This is a genomic window from Cellulomonas pasadenensis (assembly GCF_047229365.1).
Lineage (GTDB): Bacteria > Actinomycetota > Actinomycetes > Actinomycetales > Cellulomonadaceae > Cellulomonas.
This window is the reverse complement of the sequence record NZ_JBFTEP010000034.1, coordinates 1-17,915: the sequence shown is the minus strand read 5'-3', so window position 1 is coordinate 17,915 and position 17,915 is coordinate 1. Positions and strand designations below refer to the sequence as shown.

General features: G+C 75.3%; 16 protein-coding genes and 4 tRNA genes. 5 read left to right on the top strand and 15 right to left on the bottom strand.

Annotated elements, in window-relative coordinates; translation table 11 throughout:
* Positions 1 to 56: 56 nt before the first annotated feature.
* The 11 genes from pdxT to AB6N23_RS07015 all read right to left on the bottom strand — a co-directional run bounded on the left by pdxT (position 57) and on the right by AB6N23_RS07015 (position 10,966).
* A complete protein-coding gene (pdxT, locus tag AB6N23_RS07065; RefSeq protein ID WP_412865378.1) occupies positions 57 to 668 on the bottom strand; it encodes a pyridoxal 5'-phosphate synthase glutaminase subunit PdxT in 612 nt (203 codons plus the stop codon).
* 158 nt (positions 669 to 826) lie between these two features.
* On the bottom strand, positions 827 to 1,432 hold the full coding sequence (locus AB6N23_RS07060) for an NUDIX hydrolase (RefSeq protein WP_412865377.1): 606 nt from the start codon (positions 1,430 to 1,432) through the stop codon (positions 827 to 829).
* Positions 1,429 to 2,343 carry a pyridoxal 5'-phosphate synthase lyase subunit PdxS gene (gene pdxS / locus AB6N23_RS07055; RefSeq protein WP_378208409.1) on the bottom strand — a complete coding sequence of 305 codons (915 nt, stop codon included), beginning with the start codon at positions 2,341 to 2,343 and terminating at the stop codon, positions 1,429 to 1,431. The genes AB6N23_RS07060 and pdxS overlap by 4 nt, the downstream gene beginning before the upstream one ends.
* 107 nt (positions 2,344 to 2,450) lie before the next feature.
* Complete coding sequence (locus tag AB6N23_RS07050; RefSeq protein ID WP_412865376.1) at positions 2,451 to 3,146, bottom strand: hypothetical protein; 696 nt, start codon at positions 3,144 to 3,146, stop codon at positions 2,451 to 2,453.
* Positions 3,143 to 4,330, bottom strand: coding sequence for a glycosyltransferase family 4 protein (locus AB6N23_RS07045; protein WP_412865390.1), 1,188 nt, complete (start codon positions 4,328 to 4,330; stop codon positions 3,143 to 3,145). The genes AB6N23_RS07050 and AB6N23_RS07045 overlap by 4 nt, the downstream gene beginning before the upstream one ends.
* A gap of 17 nt (positions 4,331 to 4,347) precedes the next feature.
* Positions 4,348 to 5,364 carry a phosphatidylinositol mannoside acyltransferase gene (locus tag AB6N23_RS07040; RefSeq protein ID WP_412865375.1) on the bottom strand — a complete coding sequence of 339 codons (1,017 nt, stop codon included), beginning with the start codon at positions 5,362 to 5,364 and terminating at the stop codon, positions 4,348 to 4,350.
* Positions 5,361 to 5,975 (bottom strand): phosphatidylinositol phosphate synthase, encoded by a 615-nt coding sequence (gene pgsA / locus AB6N23_RS07035; protein WP_412865374.1) that lies wholly within the window; start codon positions 5,973 to 5,975, stop codon positions 5,361 to 5,363. Before pgsA ends, AB6N23_RS07040 begins: the two co-directional genes overlap by 4 nt.
* A 7-nt stretch (positions 5,976 to 5,982) precedes the next feature.
* Positions 5,983 to 6,552: an HIT family protein gene (locus AB6N23_RS07030; protein WP_412865373.1), complete on the bottom strand. Its 570-nt coding sequence runs from the start codon at positions 6,550 to 6,552 to the stop codon at positions 5,983 to 5,985.
* 3 nt (positions 6,553 to 6,555) lie between these two features.
* On the bottom strand, positions 6,556 to 8,559 hold the full coding sequence (thrS, locus tag AB6N23_RS07025) for a threonine--tRNA ligase (protein WP_412865389.1): 2,004 nt from the start codon (positions 8,557 to 8,559) through the stop codon (positions 6,556 to 6,558).
* A 128-nt stretch (positions 8,560 to 8,687) separates the two neighbouring features.
* Entirely contained in the window at positions 8,688 to 10,739 is a 2,052-nt protein-coding gene (locus AB6N23_RS07020) for an NAD(+) synthase (RefSeq protein ID WP_412865372.1), read from the bottom strand.
* Positions 10,740 to 10,894: 155 nt separating this feature from the next.
* A tRNA-Val gene (locus AB6N23_RS07015) sits at positions 10,895 to 10,966 on the bottom strand.
* A 301-nt stretch (positions 10,967 to 11,267) separates the two neighbouring features.
* On the opposite strand from AB6N23_RS07015, the gene AB6N23_RS07010 reads away from it, so the two are divergent.
* Entirely contained in the window at positions 11,268 to 11,696 is a 429-nt protein-coding gene (locus AB6N23_RS07010) for an SsgA family sporulation/cell division regulator (protein WP_378208395.1), read from the top strand.
* Between the two features lie 97 nt (positions 11,697 to 11,793).
* Here AB6N23_RS07010 and AB6N23_RS07005 read toward each other — a convergent pair whose 3' ends face one another.
* Entirely contained in the window at positions 11,794 to 12,657 is an 864-nt protein-coding gene (locus AB6N23_RS07005) for an aminotransferase class IV (protein ID WP_412865371.1), read from the bottom strand.
* Positions 12,658 to 12,661: 4 nt separating this feature from the next.
* The gene (locus AB6N23_RS07000) at positions 12,662 to 13,774 is read right to left on the bottom strand and encodes a chorismate-binding protein (RefSeq protein WP_412865370.1); all 1,113 of its coding nucleotides are present in this window, start codon (positions 13,772 to 13,774) and stop codon (positions 12,662 to 12,664) included.
* Between the two features lie 231 nt (positions 13,775 to 14,005).
* Between AB6N23_RS07000 and AB6N23_RS06995 the strand changes: the two genes are divergently transcribed.
* From AB6N23_RS06995 to AB6N23_RS06985, 3 genes are all read left to right on the top strand, one after another.
* Positions 14,006 to 14,077, top strand: a tRNA-Gly gene (locus AB6N23_RS06995).
* Between the two features lie 49 nt (positions 14,078 to 14,126).
* Positions 14,127 to 14,197: transfer RNA gene (locus AB6N23_RS06990), tRNA-Cys, on the top strand.
* Positions 14,198 to 14,215: 18 nt separating this feature from the next.
* Positions 14,216 to 14,290 (top strand) — tRNA-Val (locus tag AB6N23_RS06985).
* Positions 14,291 to 14,425: 135 nt separating this feature from the next.
* Here AB6N23_RS06985 and AB6N23_RS06980 read toward each other — a convergent pair.
* A complete protein-coding gene (locus AB6N23_RS06980; RefSeq protein WP_412865369.1) occupies positions 14,426 to 15,793 on the bottom strand; it encodes a cytochrome P450 in 1,368 nt (455 codons plus the stop codon).
* 106 nt (positions 15,794 to 15,899) lie between these two features.
* Positions 15,900 to 16,862: a glycosyltransferase family 2 protein gene (locus tag AB6N23_RS06975; protein WP_412865368.1), complete on the bottom strand. Its 963-nt coding sequence runs from the start codon at positions 16,860 to 16,862 to the stop codon at positions 15,900 to 15,902.
* 251 nt (positions 16,863 to 17,113) lie between these two features.
* On the opposite strand from AB6N23_RS06975, the gene AB6N23_RS06970 reads away from it, so the two are divergent.
* Positions 17,114 to 17,915, top strand: an 802-nt coding sequence (locus AB6N23_RS06970) for a glycosyltransferase family 2 protein (RefSeq protein ID WP_412865367.1), incomplete at its 3' end; no start/stop codon positions are given.

Below are 17,915 nucleotides of genomic sequence, written 5' to 3'. Positions count from 1 at the left end.
CCGCTGGCCTGCGTGGCGCGCTCCCCGGCACCGCGACGGTGCGGGGCGCCGCGGCCTCAGACGCTGTCGCGGACGATCTGCACGAACAGGCGGTGCACGCGCGTGTCCCCGGTCACCTCCGGGTGGAAGGAGGTGACGAGCACAGGGCCCTGGCGCACCGCGACGATCCTACCGGCGGCGGGGCCCTCCTCGACGCGTCCGACGACCGTGGCGGCCGGGCCGACCTCCTCCACCCACGGCGCCCTGATGAACACCGCGTGCACGGGGTCGGCGACCGAGTCCTCGAGGCCGTCGATGACGAGGTCCGTCTCGAAGGAGTCGACCTGCCGGCCGAACGCGTTGCGGCGGACCGTGATGTCGACGCCGCCGAGGGTCTGCTGGCCCTCGATGCCGCCGAGGATGCGGTCGGCGAGCAGGATCATCCCGGCGCACGAGCCGTAGGCCGGCATGCCGGCACGCAGCCGCTCGCGCACCGGCTCGTGCAGGTCGAACGCCCGCAGCAGCTTGTCCATCGTGGTCGACTCGCCGCCGGGCACGACCAGCGCGTCGACCGCGTCGAGCTCGCTCGGCCGGCGCACGCCGACGGCCCGCACCCCCTCGTGCTCGAGCGCGGCGACGTGCTCGCGCACGTCACCCTGCAGGGCCAGGACTCCGATCGTGGGGCTCACGGACGTCGATCCTAGGTCGCGGAGGGCGAGGTGCCGGCCTGCCGTGCTGCCGGAGCGGGGTGCGGGCGACCCGCGCGGACGGGGCGGGTCGCGGCACGGCAGGGACGCCGGCCGCGCGACGTCACGTCACCGGCGGGTACGTCGCACGCGGCGCGCGGTCACTCGCGCGCGAGCCCGAGGTGGCGGACCGTGCCGTCCCACGCGAGCACCGAGCGCACGAGGTCGGCGAGACCGGCCGGGAACACCTCGATGTCGACCGCCGCGAGCGCGTCGAGGTCCCACCACGCCAGCTCGTCGATGACGTCGAGCTCGACGTCGGTCCAGCCGTCGCGGGACAGCGCGCCGACGTCGGACGAGTGCACCCGGGCCAGGAACAGGTCCTCGTCCTGGCGGCAGTGCTGGGCGAAGAAGTCGAAGACCGCGGAGCGCGTGAACACGGGACCGACGAGCGCGTCGGCCGTGAGCGCGATCCCCGTCTCCTCCCGGACCTCGCGCACCGCGGCGGCCCGCGCGTCCTCGCCGTCGTCGAGGCCGCCTCCGACGGTGAACCACCAGGAGCGCTCGGGCTGGTCGACGTCGTGGCCGCGCACGAGCAGCACCCGGTCCCGCTCGTCGAGCAGGATCACGCGGGCGGCCCGGCGGAACAGCAGGCCGTCCTCGCCGCGCCGCCACTCGGGGCCGAAGCCGCGGACGGCGCCGCCCCCGTCCGCGCTCGCGCGCGGGCCGGGGGCGGCGCCGTGGTCCTGCGGGTCGGTCGTCGTCACCAGCCGCGCTCGGCGAGGCGGTGCGGCACCGGCACGTCGTCGACGTTGATGCCGACCATGGCCTCGCCCAGGCCGCGCGAGACCTTGGCGATGACGTCGGGGTCGTCGTAGAACGTCGTCGCCTTGACGATGGCGGCGGCGCGCTCCGCGGGGTTGCCCGACTTGAAGATGCCCGAGCCGACGAACACGCCCTCGGCGCCGAGCTGCATCATCATCGCGGCGTCGGCCGGCGTGGCGATGCCGCCCGCGGTGAACAGCACGACGGGGAGCTTGCCGGCCGTCGCCACCTCCTTGACGAGGTCGTACGGCGCCTGCAGCTCCTTGGCCGCGAGGTACAGCTCGTCCTCGGGCAGCGACGTGAGGCGGCGGATCTCGTCGCGCAGCGTGCGCATGTGCGTCGTCGCGTTCGACACGTCGCCCGTGCCGGCCTCGCCCTTGGAGCGGATCATCGCCGCGCCCTCGGTGATGCGGCGCAGCGCCTCGCCGAGGTTCGTCGCACCGCAGACGAAGGGCACCGTGAAGGCCCACTTGTCGATGTGGTGCGCGAAGTCGGCGGGCGTGAGGACCTCGGACTCGTCGACGTAGTCGACACCGAGGCTCTGCAGCACCTGCGCCTCGACGAAGTGCCCGATGCGGGCCTTCGCCATGACCGGGATGGAGACGGTCGAGATGATGCCGTCGATGAGGTCGGGGTCGCTCATGCGCGCGACGCCGCCCTGGGCGCGGATGTCGGCCGGGACGCGCTCGAGCGCCATGACGGCGACGGCACCGGCGTCCTCGGCGATCTTCGCCTGCTCCGGGGTGACGACGTCCATGATGACGCCGCCCTTGAGCATCTCCGCCATGCCGCGCTTGACGCGTGCGGTGCCCACCTCGCCGGCGGCGGCGCTGGGCTGGGTGTTCTCGGTCACTGCGGGCCTCTTCGATCAGGGTGCGGGACGCGACGCTCTGGGGCGCGCCCTCGAGCGCCGGCCGCCGTGGTCATGACGTCCCCATCCTAGTTCGTCGCGCCGGTGCACTACCCGCGCGTCCCACCGCCGCGGGCGGCGGCGCCCTCCCCCGGCCGTGCCAGCCCGGCGGGCCACGCGTCGTCGAGCTCGAGCGTCCGGGGCTCGCGCGCGTGCCCGGCCAGACGCAGCGCACGGACGAGGAGCCCCCGGCGCACGCGCTGCGTCTGGGCGACCGCCTCGTTGTGGAAGCGGCGGGCGAGCTGCACCCGGTACCAGGATGCCGCGAGGGCCTCGAGGAGCTCGTCGCCGCCGGGCTCGGCGGAGAGCGCCGCCACCTCGTCGGGGTCGTCGAGGACCTCGTCGAGCGCGGCGCTGAGCTCGCTCTCGACCTGGCCGCGGTCGGTCGCCGGCGCCGCACCGGGTGCCGGCGGGGCGTCGGCCGTGCCGTCGGCGCGCAGCAGCGCGCGCAGGTCGTCCGGCAGCAGCCCTGCGGGCACGTCGCCGTCGGCGCCGCTGGCGCTGAGCGCCGACCACGCCGCCTCCCCCACGACGACCGCGCTGGCCGGGTCGAGGAGCCCGCTGGTCGCGAGCTCCGCCGCGACGGTCGCGCGCCGCACGAGCTGCGCCTCGACGACCGCCCGCGAGGCGCCCACCTTGCGGTGCAGCCGGTCCAGCCGGCTGGCACGCACCCACACGAGCCACCCGAGCAGCGCGAGCACCACGAGGACGACCAGCGCGACGTCGGTCCACGCGCCGCCGCTCACGCCCGGCTCCGGCGCAGCTCGAGCAGCCGGGCCCCGCGCAGGGACGACGGGTCCTCGCCGACGGGGGCGTCCCGGCCCGCGACCGCCATCTCGTACACGGCGAGCACCTGGTCGGTGACGGCGGACCAGTCGTACCGGTGCACGACCCGGGACGCGTGCTCCTGCACCGCGGCCCGGCGGTCGGGGTCGGCGAGCACCGACAGCAGCGTGCGCCCCAGGTCGTCGGGGTCGCCGGTGCGGAACAGCACGCCGGCCTCCCCGTCGTCGAGGACGCGCGTGAAGGCGCCGAGGTCGCTCGCCACGACGGTCGCGCCCGCGGACATCGCCTCGACCAGCACGATGCCGAAGCTCTCGCCGCCGGTCTGCGGGGCGCAGTAGACGTCGACGGACGCGAGCAGGCGCGCCTTGTCCTCCTCGCTGACGCTGCCGAGCAGCTCGACGGCGCCCGCGCGGGCGCCGAGCGCCTCGCGCGCCTGCTGCTCGCCCGTCTCGCCGCTGCCCGCGACGAGCACCCGTGCGCCGGGGTGGCGGTCGAGGACCGCGGGCATGGCGCGCAGCAGCACCGACAGGCCCTTGCGCGGCTCGTCGAGCCGGCCGAGGAAGCCGATCGTCGGCGCGTCGGGCGTGCCGGTCCACCGGGGGTCGGGCTGCGCGGCGGCGAACGGCTCGACCCAGACGCCGTTCGGGATGACGACCGCGTCGCCGCCCATGTGCTCGACGAGCGTGCGCCGCGCGTCCTCGGAGACGGCGATGCGCAGCGAGATCTTCTCGAGCGACTGCCGCACGAGGGGGTACGCCGCCTGCAGCGACCGCGACCGCACGAGCGACGTGTGGAACGTCGCGACGACCGGGCCGTCGGCGATCCACAGCGCCAGCATGCCGAGGCTCGGCGTCACGGGCTCGTGCAGGTGCAGCACGTCGAACTCGCCCGCGGCGAGCCAGCGGCGCACGCGGTTGGCGGTCACCGGGCCGAAGGTCATGCGCGCGACCGCGCCGTTGTAGCGGACGGGGACGGAGCGCCCGGCGGCGACGACGTAGGGCGGGACGGGGGTGTCGTCCGCCGCCGGCGCCAGCACGGAGACCTCGTGGCCGCGCGCGATCAGCGCCTCGGCGAGGTCCCGGACGTGGAACTGCACGCCGCCGGGGACGTCGAACGAGTACGGCACGACGATGCCCACGCGCAGCGGGCGTCCGGTCGCGGTCACGGCGCCTCCTCCGGCGCGAGGGCGGGCGAGGTGGTGGAGGTCGCGGAGGGCACGACCGACGCCGCGGCGTCCGCGCGGACGGCCGCGTCCCGCGCGGGGTCGAGGTCCTCGACGAACACACGCTGGAGCATGTGCCAGTCCTGCGGGCGCGCGTGGATCGCCGCGCCGAGCGCCGTGACCCACGCCTGCGTCGCGGCGCGCACCTGCTCGCCGCGCGGCAGGTCGACGGGCACGTCGACGGCAGGCAGGAAGGAGATGACGATGCCCCACGGGCCGCCGGCGGCGCGGCGACGCGCGCCGCGCAGGCGCTCGTACGTGATCGCGGTGGGCACGAGCGGCGCACCGCTGCTCACGGCCAGCGCCGCCGGGCCCGCCGCGACGCGCGCGCGGTGCCCGAGGAGGTCGACCTCGACACCCTTGGCGGTCAGGTCGCGGTCGGCCAGGAGCGGCAGGAGGCCCGGGCCGGAGCGCACCACGCGCGTCAGGCGGCGGAACACGTCGCCGCCGCCCGTCAGGGGCACGATCGTCAGCCCGATGCTCTCGCGGAAGGCGGCGAACTCCTGGAACAGCTCCTCGGGCTCGAGGCGCTCGGCGACGGTGGTGACGTGCGCGAGGTGCGTCGTCGCCCAGGCGCCCGCGAGGTCCCAGTTGCCCATGTGCCCGAGGGCCAGGACGACCTGGCGGCCGGCGTCGAGGTGCGGCTGCACGTGCTCGCGGCCCGTGGCGCGCACGCGCGCGGCGACCTGGTCGGGCGTCAGCGCACGCAGCGTGAACGTCTCGCCGAAGTACCGCAGGTACGAGCGCAGGCCGGCGCGCGACAGCCGCCGCAGCGCCCGGCCGTCGACGTCGGGGCGCACGCGCGCGAGGTTGGCCTCAAGGCGCCGGACGCCGCCCCCGCGGCGCAGCCAGGTGACGTCGGCGGCGACGGTGGTGAGCGCACGGACGACCGGCCCGGGGACACGGTGCCCGTACCGCCACGCGAGCTGGTAGGCGCGGGCGACGTCGAGGCTCACGGCGCCACCCCCGCGCGCACCTGGCGGCGGACGGCGGCGACGCGCTGCACGACCGTCACGGCCGACGCGACGGCGAGCAGCACGAGCACGACCGTCATGACGACGGTCGGCGCGCCCAGCCCGACGACGAGCGCGGCGAGCAGGACGGCGAACAGCCGGTCCGCCCGCTCGGCGATCCCGCCGCTCGCGGTCATGCCGAGGCCCTCGGCACGCGCCCGGGCGTAGGGCACGACCGAGCCGAGCACGAGGCAGACCAGTGCGAGCAGCGCCGTCGTGCGGTCGTCCCCGCCCCCGGCGAACCACACGACGAGTCCGCCGAAGACGGCCGCGTCGCCGAAGCGGTCGAGCGTCGAGTCGAGGAACGCGCCCCACGGGCCCGACCGGCCGGCGCGGCGCGCCATGACGCCGTCGAGCGAGTCCGTCAGCGAGAAGACGGCGATGACGAGGGCCCCGACGGCGAGGTGCCCGGTCGGGAACGCCCACAGCGCGGTGACGACCACGCCGAGCGTCCCGACCACCGTGACGGCGTCGGGTGAGACGCCGGCGCGCAGCAGCGCGTCGGCGAGGGGCGTCCACAGGCGCGCCATGGCGCCACGCAGCCGGCTCAGCACAGGTCCGTCACTCCCCCGCGGCCGGCCACGCCGCGGCGAGGCGGTCGCGCGTGTCGGCGAGCAGCTCGGGCAGCGCGCGGGTGCGCGCGACGATGGGCAGGAAGTTCGCGTCGCCGCCCCAGCGCGGGACGACGTGCTGGTGCAGGTGCGCCTGGATGCCCGCGCCCGCGACCTGGCCCTGGTTCATGCCGAGGTTGAAGCCGTGCGGCGCGGAGACGGCGCGCAGCACGCGCATCGCGGTGCGCGTGAGCGCGGCCACCTCCGCGACCTCGTCGTCCGTCAGGTCGGTGTAGTCCGCGACGTGGCGGTACGGGCACACGAGCAGGTGGCCGCCGTTGTACGGGTACAGGTTGAGCACGACGTACGCGACGGCGCCGTGCGCGACGACGAGGCCCTCCTGGTCACCCAGGCCGGGGGCGCGGCAGAACGGGCAGCCCTCCCCCGCCGCGTCGTCGGCGGGCTTGTCGGCGCCGCCGATGTACGCCATGCGGTGCGGCGTCCACAGCCGCTCGAACCCGTCGGGGACGCCGGCGAGCCCGCCGGCACCCTCGACGTCCAGGCCCTCGGGCACGTCCACGGCTCAGACCTGCACGCGGTCGCGCACGGCGGCCACGATGCGCTGGACCGCCTCGTCGACGGGCACGCCGTTGTCCTGGCGGCCGTCGCGGTAGCGGAACGACACGGCGCCGGCCTCGGCGTCCTCGCCGCCCGCGATGAGCACGAACGGGATCTTCTGCGTGCTCGCGTTGCGGATCTTCTTGCCGAAGCGGTCGTCGGACCGGTCGACCTCGGCCCGGATGCCCTCGGCGCGCAGCCGCGCGACGACCTCGTCGAGGTACGGCTCGAACGGCTCCGCGACCGGCACGGCGAGCACCTGCACGGGCGCGAGCCACGCGGGGAACGCGCCGGCGTAGTGCTCGGTGAGCACGGCGAAGAAGCGCTCGATGGAGCCGAACAGGGCGCGGTGGATCATGACGGGCCGCCGGCGGCTGCCGTCCGGCGCGGTGTACTCGAGCTCGAACCGCTCGGGCAGGTTGAAGTCGAGCTGGATCGTCGACATCTGCCAGGTCCGGCCGATCGCGTCCTTCGCCTGCACCGAGATCTTCGGGCCGTAGAACGCCGCACCGCCCGGGTCCGGGACGAGGTCGAGGCCGGACGCCTCGGCGACGGCGCGCAGCGTCTCGGTCGCCTCCTCCCACACCTCGTCGGAGCCGACCGACTTCTCGGGGTTGCGGGTCGAGAGCTCAAGGTAGAAGTCGTCGAGGCCGTAGTCCTTGAGCAGGTCGAGGACGAAGGTGAGCAGGCTCGTCAGCTCGTCCTGCATCTGCTCGCGGGTGCAGTAGATGTGCGCGTCGTCCTGCGTGAAGCCGCGGCCGCGGGTCATGCCGTGCACGACGCCCGACTTCTCGTACCGGTACACGGTGCCGAACTCGAACAGGCGCAGCGGCAGCTCGCGGTACGAGCGCCCGCGCGAGCGGAAGATCAGGTTGTGCATCGGGCAGTTCATGGGCTTGAGGTAGTAGTTCTGCCCCGCCCGGCGGACGTGCCCGTCGGCGTCGCGCTCCTCGTCCAGCTGCATGGGCGGGTACATGCCGTCGGCGTACCAGTCGAGGTGCCCGGAGAGCTGGAACAGCTGCTCCTTGGTGATGTGCGGGGTGTTCACGAACGAGTACCCGGCCTGCACGTGCCGGCGGCGCGAGTACTCCTCCATCTCCATGCGGATGATCCCGCCCTTGGGGTGGAAGACCGACAGCCCCGAGCCGATCTCCTCCGGGAAGGAGAACAGGTCGAGCTCGCTGCCGAGGCGGCGGTGGTCGCGGCGCTCGGCCTCGGCGATGCGCTCGAGGTACGCCTTGAGCTCGTCCTTGGTGGGCCACGCGGTGCCGTACACGCGCTGCAGCTGCGGGTTCTTCTCGGACCCGCGCCAGTACGCGGCGGCCGAGCGGGTGAGCTGGAAGCCGTTGCCGATCAGCCGCGTGCTCGGCAGGTGCGGACCGCGGCACAGGTCCTGCCAGACGACCTGCTCGCTCTCGCGGCCGGCGCCGCGGACGTTCTGGTAGATCGACAGCCCGCCGAGGCCGACCTCGACCGACGCGCCCTCGGCGGCGTCCGACGCGGAGCCCTTGAGCCCGATGAGCTCGAGCTTGTACGGCTCGTCCGCGAGGACCTCGCGCGCCTCGGCCTCGGTGACGTCCCACCGCCGGAAGGTCTGCCCCTCCTTGACGATCCGGTTCATGACCTTCTCGAGGGCCTTGAGGTCCTCGGGGGTGAACGGGGTGTCGACGTCGAAGTCGTAGTAGAAGCCGTCCGTGATCGGCGGGCCGATGCCCAGCCGGGCCGTCGGGTTGACCTCCTGCACGGCCTGTGCGAGCACGTGCGCGGCGGAGTGCCGGAGCACCGCCAGCCCGTCCGGGGAGTCGAGGGTGACGGCCTCGACGCTCGCGCCCGCGGGCACCGGGAGCGCGAGGTCCTTGAGCTCGCCGTCGACGCGCACGACGACGACGTCGCGGCGGTCGCCGAACAGGTCCGTGCCCGTCGTGCCCGCCTCCACCTGTCGTGCGACGCCGTCGACGGTGAGGTCCATGAGTTCGGGCACGGGTGCAGGCTCCTTGTCGTGCGCCCGCACCGCGGTGGCGGCGGGTCGGCGGTCGCCGACGCGGGCGGGTCGATGCTACCGACCCGGCTCCGCCGGGCCGTACGGGATACGGGTCGTCAGCGCAGGCGCTCGGGGACGCGTGCGTCGATCTCGGCGAGCCACGCGGCCGCGCTCGCGTCGGACGGCATGCGCCACTCGCTGCGCGGCGACAGCGTGCCGCCGGCACTGACCTTCGGACCGTTCGGCAGCGCGGACCGCTTGAACTGGTGCGCGAAGAACCGGCGGACGAACACCTGCAGCCAGTGCCGGATCTCGGCGAGGTCGTACTGGGCGCGCCGCTCCTCGGGGAAGCCGGGCGGCCACGTACCCGCCGTGACGTCGTGCCACGCGTGCCAGGCGAGGAAGGCGATCTTCGACGGGCGGGTGCCGTGCCGCAGCACCTGGAAGAGCGTGAAGTCCTGCAGCGCGTACGGACCGACGACGTCCTCGGTGCTCTGCATGCGCTCGCCCTCGCGCGCCGGGACGAGCTCGGGCGAGATCTCCTGGTCCAGCACGCGCAGCAGCACGGCGTTCGTGGCGTCGTCGAAGTGCCCCTCGCCGACGACCCAGCGGATGAGGTGCTGGATGAACGTCTTCGGCACGCCGGCGTTGACGCCGTAGTGCGACATCTGGTCGCCCACGCCGTACGTGCACCAGCCGAGCGCGAGCTCGGAGAGGTCGCCCGTGCCCAGCACGATGCCGCCGCGCTGGTTGGCCGCACGGAAGAGGTAGTCGGTGCGCAGGCCCGCCTGGACGTTCTCGAAGGTGACGTCGTAGACGTCGGCGCCCTCGCCGGCGGGGTGCCCGAGGTCGGTGAGCATCTGCAGCGCGGCCGGGCGGATGTCGATCGTCTCGTACGTCGTGCCGAGCGCCTCCATGAGCGCGAGGGCGCTGCCCTTGGTCGTCTCGCTCGTCGCGAACCCCGGCATGGTGAACGCGAGGATGTCGCTGCGCGGGCGACCGAGCCGGTCCATGGCACGTGCGGCGACGATCAGCGCGTGGGTGGAGTCGAGCCCGCCGGACACGCCGATGACGATCCTCGGGTCGCCGATCGAGCGCAGCCGCTGCTCGAGCGCCGAGACCTGGATGTTGTAGGCCTCGTAGCAGTCGAGCGCGAGCCGCTCCGGGTCGTCCGGGACGAACGGGAAGCGGTCGACCGCGCGGCGCAGGCCGATGTCGCCGTCGGGCGGGTCGAGCTCGAACCGGACCGTGCGCCGGTCGCCGCCGGCCGGCGCGAGGCCGAGCGCACGCCGGTTGTCGTCGAACGTGCCCATGCGCAGGCGCTCCTGGCGCAGCCGCCCGAGGTCCACGTCGGCGACCGTGAGCAGCGCGCCGTCCGGGAACCGCGCGCCCTCGGCGACCATCTCGCCGAGCTCGTACACGAGCGTCTGCCCGTCCCACGACAGGTCCGTGCTCGACTCCCCCTGCCCCGCCGCCGCGTACACGTACGCCGCCAGGCAGCGCGCCGACGCGGACCGCACGAGCAGGCGGCGCTCCTCGGCGCGTCCCACGGTGACGGGGCTGCTCGAGAGGTTGGCCAGCACCGTCGCGCCGGCGAGGGCGGCCGTCGCGCTCGGCGGCACGGGCACCCACATGTCCTCGCACACCTCGACGTGCAGCACGAGGTCCGGCACGTCCGTCGCGGCGAACAGCAGGTCGGTGCCGATCGGCGCCTCCTGGCCCGCGACCGTCGTCGTGCCGCGCACGTCGTCGCCCGGCGCGAACCACCGGCGCTCGTAGAACTCCCGGTACGTGGGCAGGTGCGCCTTCGGCGCCACGCCCAGCACGCGCCCGCGGTGCACCACGACGGCCGCGTTGAGCACGCGCGTCCCGTGCACGAGCGGCGCCCCGACGACGAGGACGGGCCGCAGGTCCGCGGACGCGGCGACGACCTCGCGCAGCGCGCCGTCGACCGCGTCGAGCAGCGTGTCCTGCAGGAAGAGGTCGTCGATCGCGTAGCCGGACAGGCACAGCTCGGGGAACACGGCGACGGCCACCCCGTCGGCGTCGCAGCGGCGCGCGGCCTCGAGGACGGCCGCGGCGTTGGCCGCCGGGTCGGCGACGCGCACGGGCACCGTGCACGCCGCCACGCGGGCGAAGCCGTGGGCGTAGGCGGAGAGGAAGTCCACGTCCGGGAGTCTTCCACGCGGGTGCGACGGCGCAGGTCGAGGGCCTGCGACGGCGCAAGGCCGCAGCGATCGGCGCTGCTGCGGCGACTCTCGCGTCGGTCGTCCTGGGACGACGACGGCCCCCGACCGGTGAGGTCGGGGGCCGTCGCGGCGGGTGGGCGATACTGGGTTCGAACCAGTGACCTCCTCGGTGTGAACGAGGCGCTCTACCACTGAGCCAATCGCCCGCTGCCGCAGCCCGTGGGCCGCTGCGGTGCACGATGCTAGCCGACGTGGAGGCGTGTTGGCGAAACGCGGGTCGCGTGCCGCCGTCGACGGTCTCCGGCGGCCGCCGGCGCGGGGGTCACGTCACTCTGGTCACGTGCGTCCCACGGCACTAGCCTGCGCGAGGGACGGTGGGGGGACCGTGGCGCCCGCCGCGCGTCCGGGCGGGTGAACTGTGTGCGCGGACCGGTCCAATCGGGCATGTGGCCTGCCATGATGTGATCTCCGAGCCCCGGCGTGGGCGCCAGTCACCAGGAGGACCCGATGACGGATTCGTCGTACGACGTCGTCGAGGTCGTCGCCATGCAGCTGATCGGGTCCGACGCGAGCGTCATCCCGGTGTCCGCGGAGCTGTCCTTCCGCACCACCGACCCCTACACCGTCCGCGCCGTCTTCACCGGCGCGCACACGATGTCGACGTGGCTCCTCGGCCGCGAGCTCCTCGCGCAGGGTGTCCACGCGACCGCCGACGCCCCCGCGGGCGACGGCGACGTCCAGGTGTGGCGCGACGACGACCCCGACTACACCCTCGTCTCGCTCAGCGGGGTCGAGGGCAGCGCGCTGCTGGCGGCGCCGACCGAGCCGCTCGTGCGGTTCCTCGCCGCGACCGAGTCGCTCGTCCCCGTCGGCTCCGAGTCCGACCGCATGGAGGGCGAGATCAGCGCGCTCATCGCAGCGCTGCTGACCGCCTGACCACCGCACCACCCGACCACGGCCGGTCCCGCCTCGGCGGGGCCGGCCGTGGTGCGTCCGGGACGGCACGCACGACGGCGCGGCGCGGGCCGACCGGTCAGGGGTCGACGTCGTCGGCGACGCGCGCCTGGAAGAGGCGCTGCGCCTCGAGGGAGAGCGGCCCGGCCGCCACGTCGACGTCGTCCAGCCGGACGACCGGCGACACGTTGCGGATCGACCCCGAGAGCGTGAGGTGGGCGCGGCCCGCGGCCACCTCGTCCAGGACCGTCCACGGCAGCTCGTCGACCGCCGCCTCGCGCACCGGCAGGCCCGCGCCGGCGCCCCACTCCAGGAGCAGCTCACGCGTGATGCCGGCGAGGCAGCCGGTCGCGAGCGCCGGCGTCAGGAGCTCGCCGCCGACCTCAACGAACACGTTGGAACCGGTGCCCTCGCAGAGGTGCCCGCGCGTGTTCGCCAGGATCGCCTCGTCGGCACCGGCGGCGTACGCCCGCGCGAGCGCGACGACGTTCTCCGCGTAGGACGTCGTCTTCAGGCCGGCGACGGCGGAGCGCTCGTTGCGCACCCACGGCACGCGCACCGCACGCGACGTCTCGGCCCGCGCCGCCGGGCCCGCGACGACCACGACGGTCGGCCGCTGCGCGTCCGGCGCCGCCCGGTGCGAGCCCATGGGTCCCGGCCCGCCGGTCACGGTGATGCGCAGGCGCCCCGCGTCCGGGCCGGCCGCGGCGAGCGTCTCGTCCACCGCGGCGCGGATCGTCTCGACGGGCAGCGGCGGCAGGCCCAGGCCTCGCGCCGAGCGCTCCAGCCGCGCGAGGTGGCGCGTGAGGGCGAAGGCGCGTCCCCCGTACACGGCGCACGTCTCGAAGACGCCGTCACCCACGGTGACGCCGTGGTCGACGGCGGTCAGGACGCGGTCGTCCGGTCCGTGCAGGCGGCCGTCGACCCAGATCACGTGCTCCACGCGGTCATCCTCCCACCGGCTGCCCGGCGTCGGCGGGGCCGGAGGCGAGCCCGACGAGCCGCGCCGCCTTGAGCTCCGTCTCGGCCCACTCGCGCGCCGGGTCGCTGTGCCACGTGATGCCGGCGCCCGTGCCGAACCGCAGCACGTCGTCCGCCCACCAGAACGTCCGGATGCCCACCGCGAGCTCGGCGCGCACGTCGCCGTCCTCCCCCACCCGCACCCAGCCGACCAGCCCGCAGTAGGGGCCGCGCGGCACCGTCTCGAGGGCGTCGATGAGGCGCAGGGCGGAGCTCTTCGGGGCGCCGGACACCGACCCCGGCGGGTACGTCGCGTCCAGCACGCGCGCCACGAGGTCGGGTGCCGTGCGCACGTCGTCCTCGAGCGTGCCGGCGACCGTGGACACGAGGTGCACCAGGCCGGGGTGGTGCTCGACGTCGAGCAGGTGCGTCACGCGGACCGTGCCGGGCCGGCACACCCGCTGCAGGTCGTTGCGCACGAGGTCGGTGATCATGACGTTCTCGGCGCGGTCCTTGGACGTGAGGCCGTCGGGCGTCGCGGCCGTGCCCTTGATCGGCGCGGACGTCAGCTCGCCGCCCGCGAGGCGCAGGTACAGCTCGGGCGAGGCCGTGACGACCCAGCAGCCGGGGTCCGCTCCCCCGGCCGGCACGTGCACGCCGCCGGCGTACGGGGCGGGGTTGCCGGCGGCGAGCCGTGCGGCGAGCGCGCCGGCGTCCGGCTCCCGCCCGTGCCCGGGGAGCGGGGCGGCGAGGACGCGGCAGAGGTTGGCCTGGTAGACGTCGCCCTCGCGCACGTGGGCACGCACGCGCCCGACCGCGGCCACGTAGGCGTCCCGGTCGAGCGAGGAGAGCCACGCGTCGGCCCGCGGACCGGCCCACGCGGCCGGGTCGCCCACCGGTCCGGGGACGTCCGGACCCGTCACGACGTCGGCGAACCGCCACGCGTCCACGCGCCCCTCGAAGGTGCCGACGAGCGCCCACCAGCCGGGTGTCGCGAGCGCGGCCGGGTCCGCCCGGACGTCCGCGTGCTCGACGACGCCGCTCGCGCGCACGCCCGCGAACCAGGCCCGCCCGGGGCGCGGGACAGGGGTCGGAGGCACGGCGACAACCTACCGACGGCAGGGGACGCGCGGGCGCCGCGCCCGTCGCCCGGGGGCTCCTGCCTGCACCGACGCGTCGGTGACCGTTCCACGGGGGTTCGTCCGGGCGTCCGCCGGGCGTCACCGAGGACGTGGTCCAGGGCACATCCGAGCCGGTTGGACTCCGGCGTCGAACCTGGTCTAGAGTCTTCGACGCACCCCGGAACGCCGGAAACGGCGGGACGGAGATGTGCGGACGTGGCTCAGTGGTAGAGCATCACCTTGCCAAGGTGAGGGTCGCGGGTTCGAATCCCGTCGTCCGCTCGGAGGATCATCCGCCGGCATCCCAGCCGTTGTGGACTCCGGTTCCACCGGTGGAGTGGCCGAGAGGCGAGGCAGCGGCCTGCAAAGCCGTACACACGGGTTCGAATCCCGTCTCCACCTCGTAGCAACTCCCCCAGCGGGCGATTGGCGCAGCGGTAGCGCGCTTCCCTGACACGGAAGAGGTCACTGGTTCGAACCCAGTATCGCCCACCAGCACGACAGCAGGTCCGAAGCCGTCACGGAGAGATCCGGGGCGGCTTCTCTGCTGTTCCCGCACCGACACCGTCCAGGTAGCGGCGCCCTCCCGGACACCGCAGACGCGCCGACGACCCGGGGACGTGGCGGACGTCACGCCGCCGTGCGGCCCCGCCGCTCCCCCACGACGCGCACCCGGAAGCTCGCCACCGGCCCCGGTGTCGGTGCGGCCCGCCGCCGCAGCACCGCGTCGCGCGGCCCGAGCGCGAGATCGAGCCGGTGGAAGAGGCGCGCCGCGGTGAGCGTCATGAGCGCGTCCGCGATGCCCTTGCCGAGGCACGTGTGCGGCCCCTTGCCGAACGGCGCGTACGCGCCCGGGGTGGCGTGCTCGCGGCGCTCGGCCCCGTACCGGTCGACGTCGAAGCGCAGCGGGTCGGGGAACAGCTCGGGCAGGAAGTGCGGCACGGTGACGGCGCAGTAGACCGGCTCGCCCTCCCGGATCAGGTGCCCGGCGTACGTGAAGTCGCGGTTGGCGACGCGCGGCTGCGCGACGGCGATCGGGTACAGGCGCATGGTCTCCATGACGGCGCCGTTCGTCGCGGTGAGGCGCTCGAGCGACGCCTCGGTGAGCGGGCCGGAGGTGAAGACCTCGTCGGCCTCGGCGCGGACGCGCGCGAGGACGTCGGGGTGCGCGAGCACGGCGTGCACGAGGCAGCCGAGCGTGTTCGCGACGGTGTCGAGCCCTGCGACGTACGGCCCGGTCAGCGCCAGCACGAGGTCGTCCGCCGCGACCAGGCCGGGGTCGGCGTCGTGGGCGTCCATAAGGTCGTCGACGAGCGTCCGCCGGCCGTCGGCACGGGGACCCTGCGCCCGGTGCGCGCGGATCATCTCCTCGCCGAGCTCCTGGACCCGCGCGCGCGAGCGCCGGTACACGGGGTTCCGCAGGATGATCTCCGGGCGCTGGCGCGTGACCAGGGCGTTCAGGATGTAGAGGATCGTCGTCCGGATGTCGCGCACGTACTCGGTCGGGACCGTCCCCGTCAGCATCGTGCCGAGCTGGCTCGTCACGAGGAGCTGCAGCGCCTCGACGACCGGCACGGCCGTCCCCGGCCGCCACGCGCGGTCGAGGCACTCGTCGGTGATCGCGACGAGCTCGTCGAACCGGCCGTCGAGCGCCTCGCGCGAGTACCCGTGCCGCATGACCTCGCGCAGCCGGCGGTGCTCGGGCCCGTCGACGCCCGTGAGCGTGCGCGTCGCGCCGTACTCGTCGACGAGCCCCTGCCAGACCTCGGCGGACCGCAGGCTCGCCTGGCCCTCGCGCGAGCCCATCCACCGCGCGAGCTCCGGGCCGGCGAGCACGGTGAGGGTGCGCCGCAGCGCGCGCACGCGGAACACCGGACCGTGCTCGGTGTAGCACCGCACGAAGAACGCGGCCGGGTCGGTCGCCAGCTCCCTCACGCTGCCGATCACCGGCGCGCCGGGGACGACGGGGATGGTGTCGACGGTCGTGGACGCGGTCATGGCGGGCCCCCTGCCTGACGGCCGCCCGGCGTCGACGCCGGGCGCTCCACCCAGCCTCCCGTGCCGGCGGCGCGGACGTCCAGACCCCGGCACGTCCCCACGACGTTCAGGACCGCACCGCAGCGCCCGCGGGCCACGCGCCGCCACGGCCTCGCACCGTCCGACGCACCAGGAGCAGGCCCGCGACGGTCCCGCGCACCGCGGCGGCCGCGGAGCGCGGTGACCGGACGGCCACGCGGGGCGACGCGCGCAGCACCACCTCGAGCGCGTACGCGGCGCTGCGCACGGCCCAGCGCCGGCGGTCGCGCGGCGGGAGGTGCAGCGCGGCGAACAGCATCCGGTTGCGGCAGTTCCAGTAGCAGTGGAGCGGCGAGACGCCGCCGCCCTGCGTGCCGCCGACCGTGTGGACGACGCGCAGGTCGTCCCGCACGACCAGGCGCGCGCCGCTCGCGGCCGCCCGCCAGGACAGGTCGACGTCCTCCCAGTACAGGAAGTACCGCTCGTCGAAGCCCCCGAGCGCCGTGTACGTGTCGACGCCCAGCGCGAGGCACGCGCCCGTCAGCCACGGGTGCACCCCCGGGCCGTCCGCGGGACGGGGGCGACGCGTCCGGCCGGCCTCGACGTCGACGACCGCGCCGACGAACGACTCGCGGCCGGACGGCAGGACGACGACGGGGCTGACCAGGTCGCCGGGGTGTCGGCGCACGTGCTCGTGCAGCGCACGGGCGTCGTCGACGGTGAGCGTCGCGTCGGGGTTGAGCAGCAGGACGACGTCGCACCCCGCGGCGCGCGCGGCCGCGACCCCCCGGTTGCAGCCGGCGCCGAACCCGTCGTTGGGCGACGGCACGAGCGACCAGCCCCGGTCCGCGGCGAGCGACGCGGCGGCGCGCCGCTCGGCGGGCCCCGAGTCGTTGTCGACGACCACGACGTGCGCGCCGGCTGCTGTCAGACCGGCCGGCACCCCGGCGGCGACCAGGTCCGACGAGCCGTAGCTGACGACGACCACGGCGAGGCCGTCCAGCGGGCTCCTCGCGTGGGCGGCCGCCCGCCGCAGCTCCGGCTCCGCCACGGGCTCCCCCTCCGCCGCCGTCGTCGTCGCGATCGTCGGCCGCCCGTCGCGGACGGCCCGGCCCCGGCGCGGCCGCGGGGCCGGCACTGCCCGCAACCTACGGGCGGCGCCATCCTCGCCGCCGTGGTCGACCGGGTGAAATCAGGGCATACCACCGCATCACGACTGTCTGGACGACTGTCCGTCCTCCTAGGGTGAGCGCGCCGGGGGCGGCTGCGCAGCCCCGTCGCGAGGGGGCGAGGTGGTGGTCCGTGGGCACTCCTGTGGTCGTCGCGGTGGCCACCTACCGGCGCCCGCTCCAGCTCGCCGCACTGCTCGACGCGGTGCTGCCACAGGTGGACGACCTGTGGCCGCCGGCCCGCGTGCTCGTGGTCGACAACGACCCCGAGGGCGGCGCACGCGCGGTGGTCGAGACGGCCGCCGCGCTCGGTGTCGACTACGTGCGGGAGCCACGGCCCGGCCTCGCGGCGGTCCGGAACCGGGCGCTCGACGCCGCGGCGGACGCCGGCGCGCGTGCCGTGGTGTTCGTGGACGACGACGAGGTGCCGCAGCCGGGGTGGCTCGCCGCCCTCGTCGCGATGTGGGAGGACACCGGCGCGGACGCGGTGGCCGGTCCCAGCCGCAAGGTGCTGGCACCGCCCGTCGACGCGTGGGTGCGCGCGTCCGGGTTCTTCCTGCCGCGGCCGGGGCGGACCCACGGCGCGACCGTCCCCGCGGCGGCGACGCACAACCTGCTGCTGGACCTCGACCGGCTGCGGGACCGGGGTCTGCGCTTCGACGAGCGCTTCGGCCTGACGGGCGGCGAGGACACCATGCTCACGCACGCGCTCACCGCCGCCGGGGGCACCATCCGCTGGTGCGAGGACGCCCTCGTGCTCGACCCCGTGCCGCGCCACCGCGCGACGCGCGCGTGGGTGCTCGCGCGCGAGCACCGCACCGGGTGCACCTGGAGCGCCGTGCACCTCTCGCTCGCGCAGGGCGGACGGGAGGGCGCCGCCGTGCGGCTGCACCTCGTCGCGCTGGGCGGCGCGCTCGTCGTGCGCGGGGCCGCGC

Coding starts and splice junctions, on each gene's coding strand:
- AB6N23_RS07010 (WP_378208395.1), top strand. CDS start 11,268: ATGACGGATTCGTCGTACGACGTCGTCGAGGTCGTCGCCATGCAGCTG.
- thrS (WP_412865389.1), bottom strand. CDS start 8,559: ATGGACCTCACCGTCGACGGCGTCGCACGACAGGTGGAGGCGGGCACG.
- AB6N23_RS06980 (WP_412865369.1), bottom strand. CDS start 15,793: ATGACCGCGTCCACGACCGTCGACACCATCCCCGTCGTCCCCGGCGCG.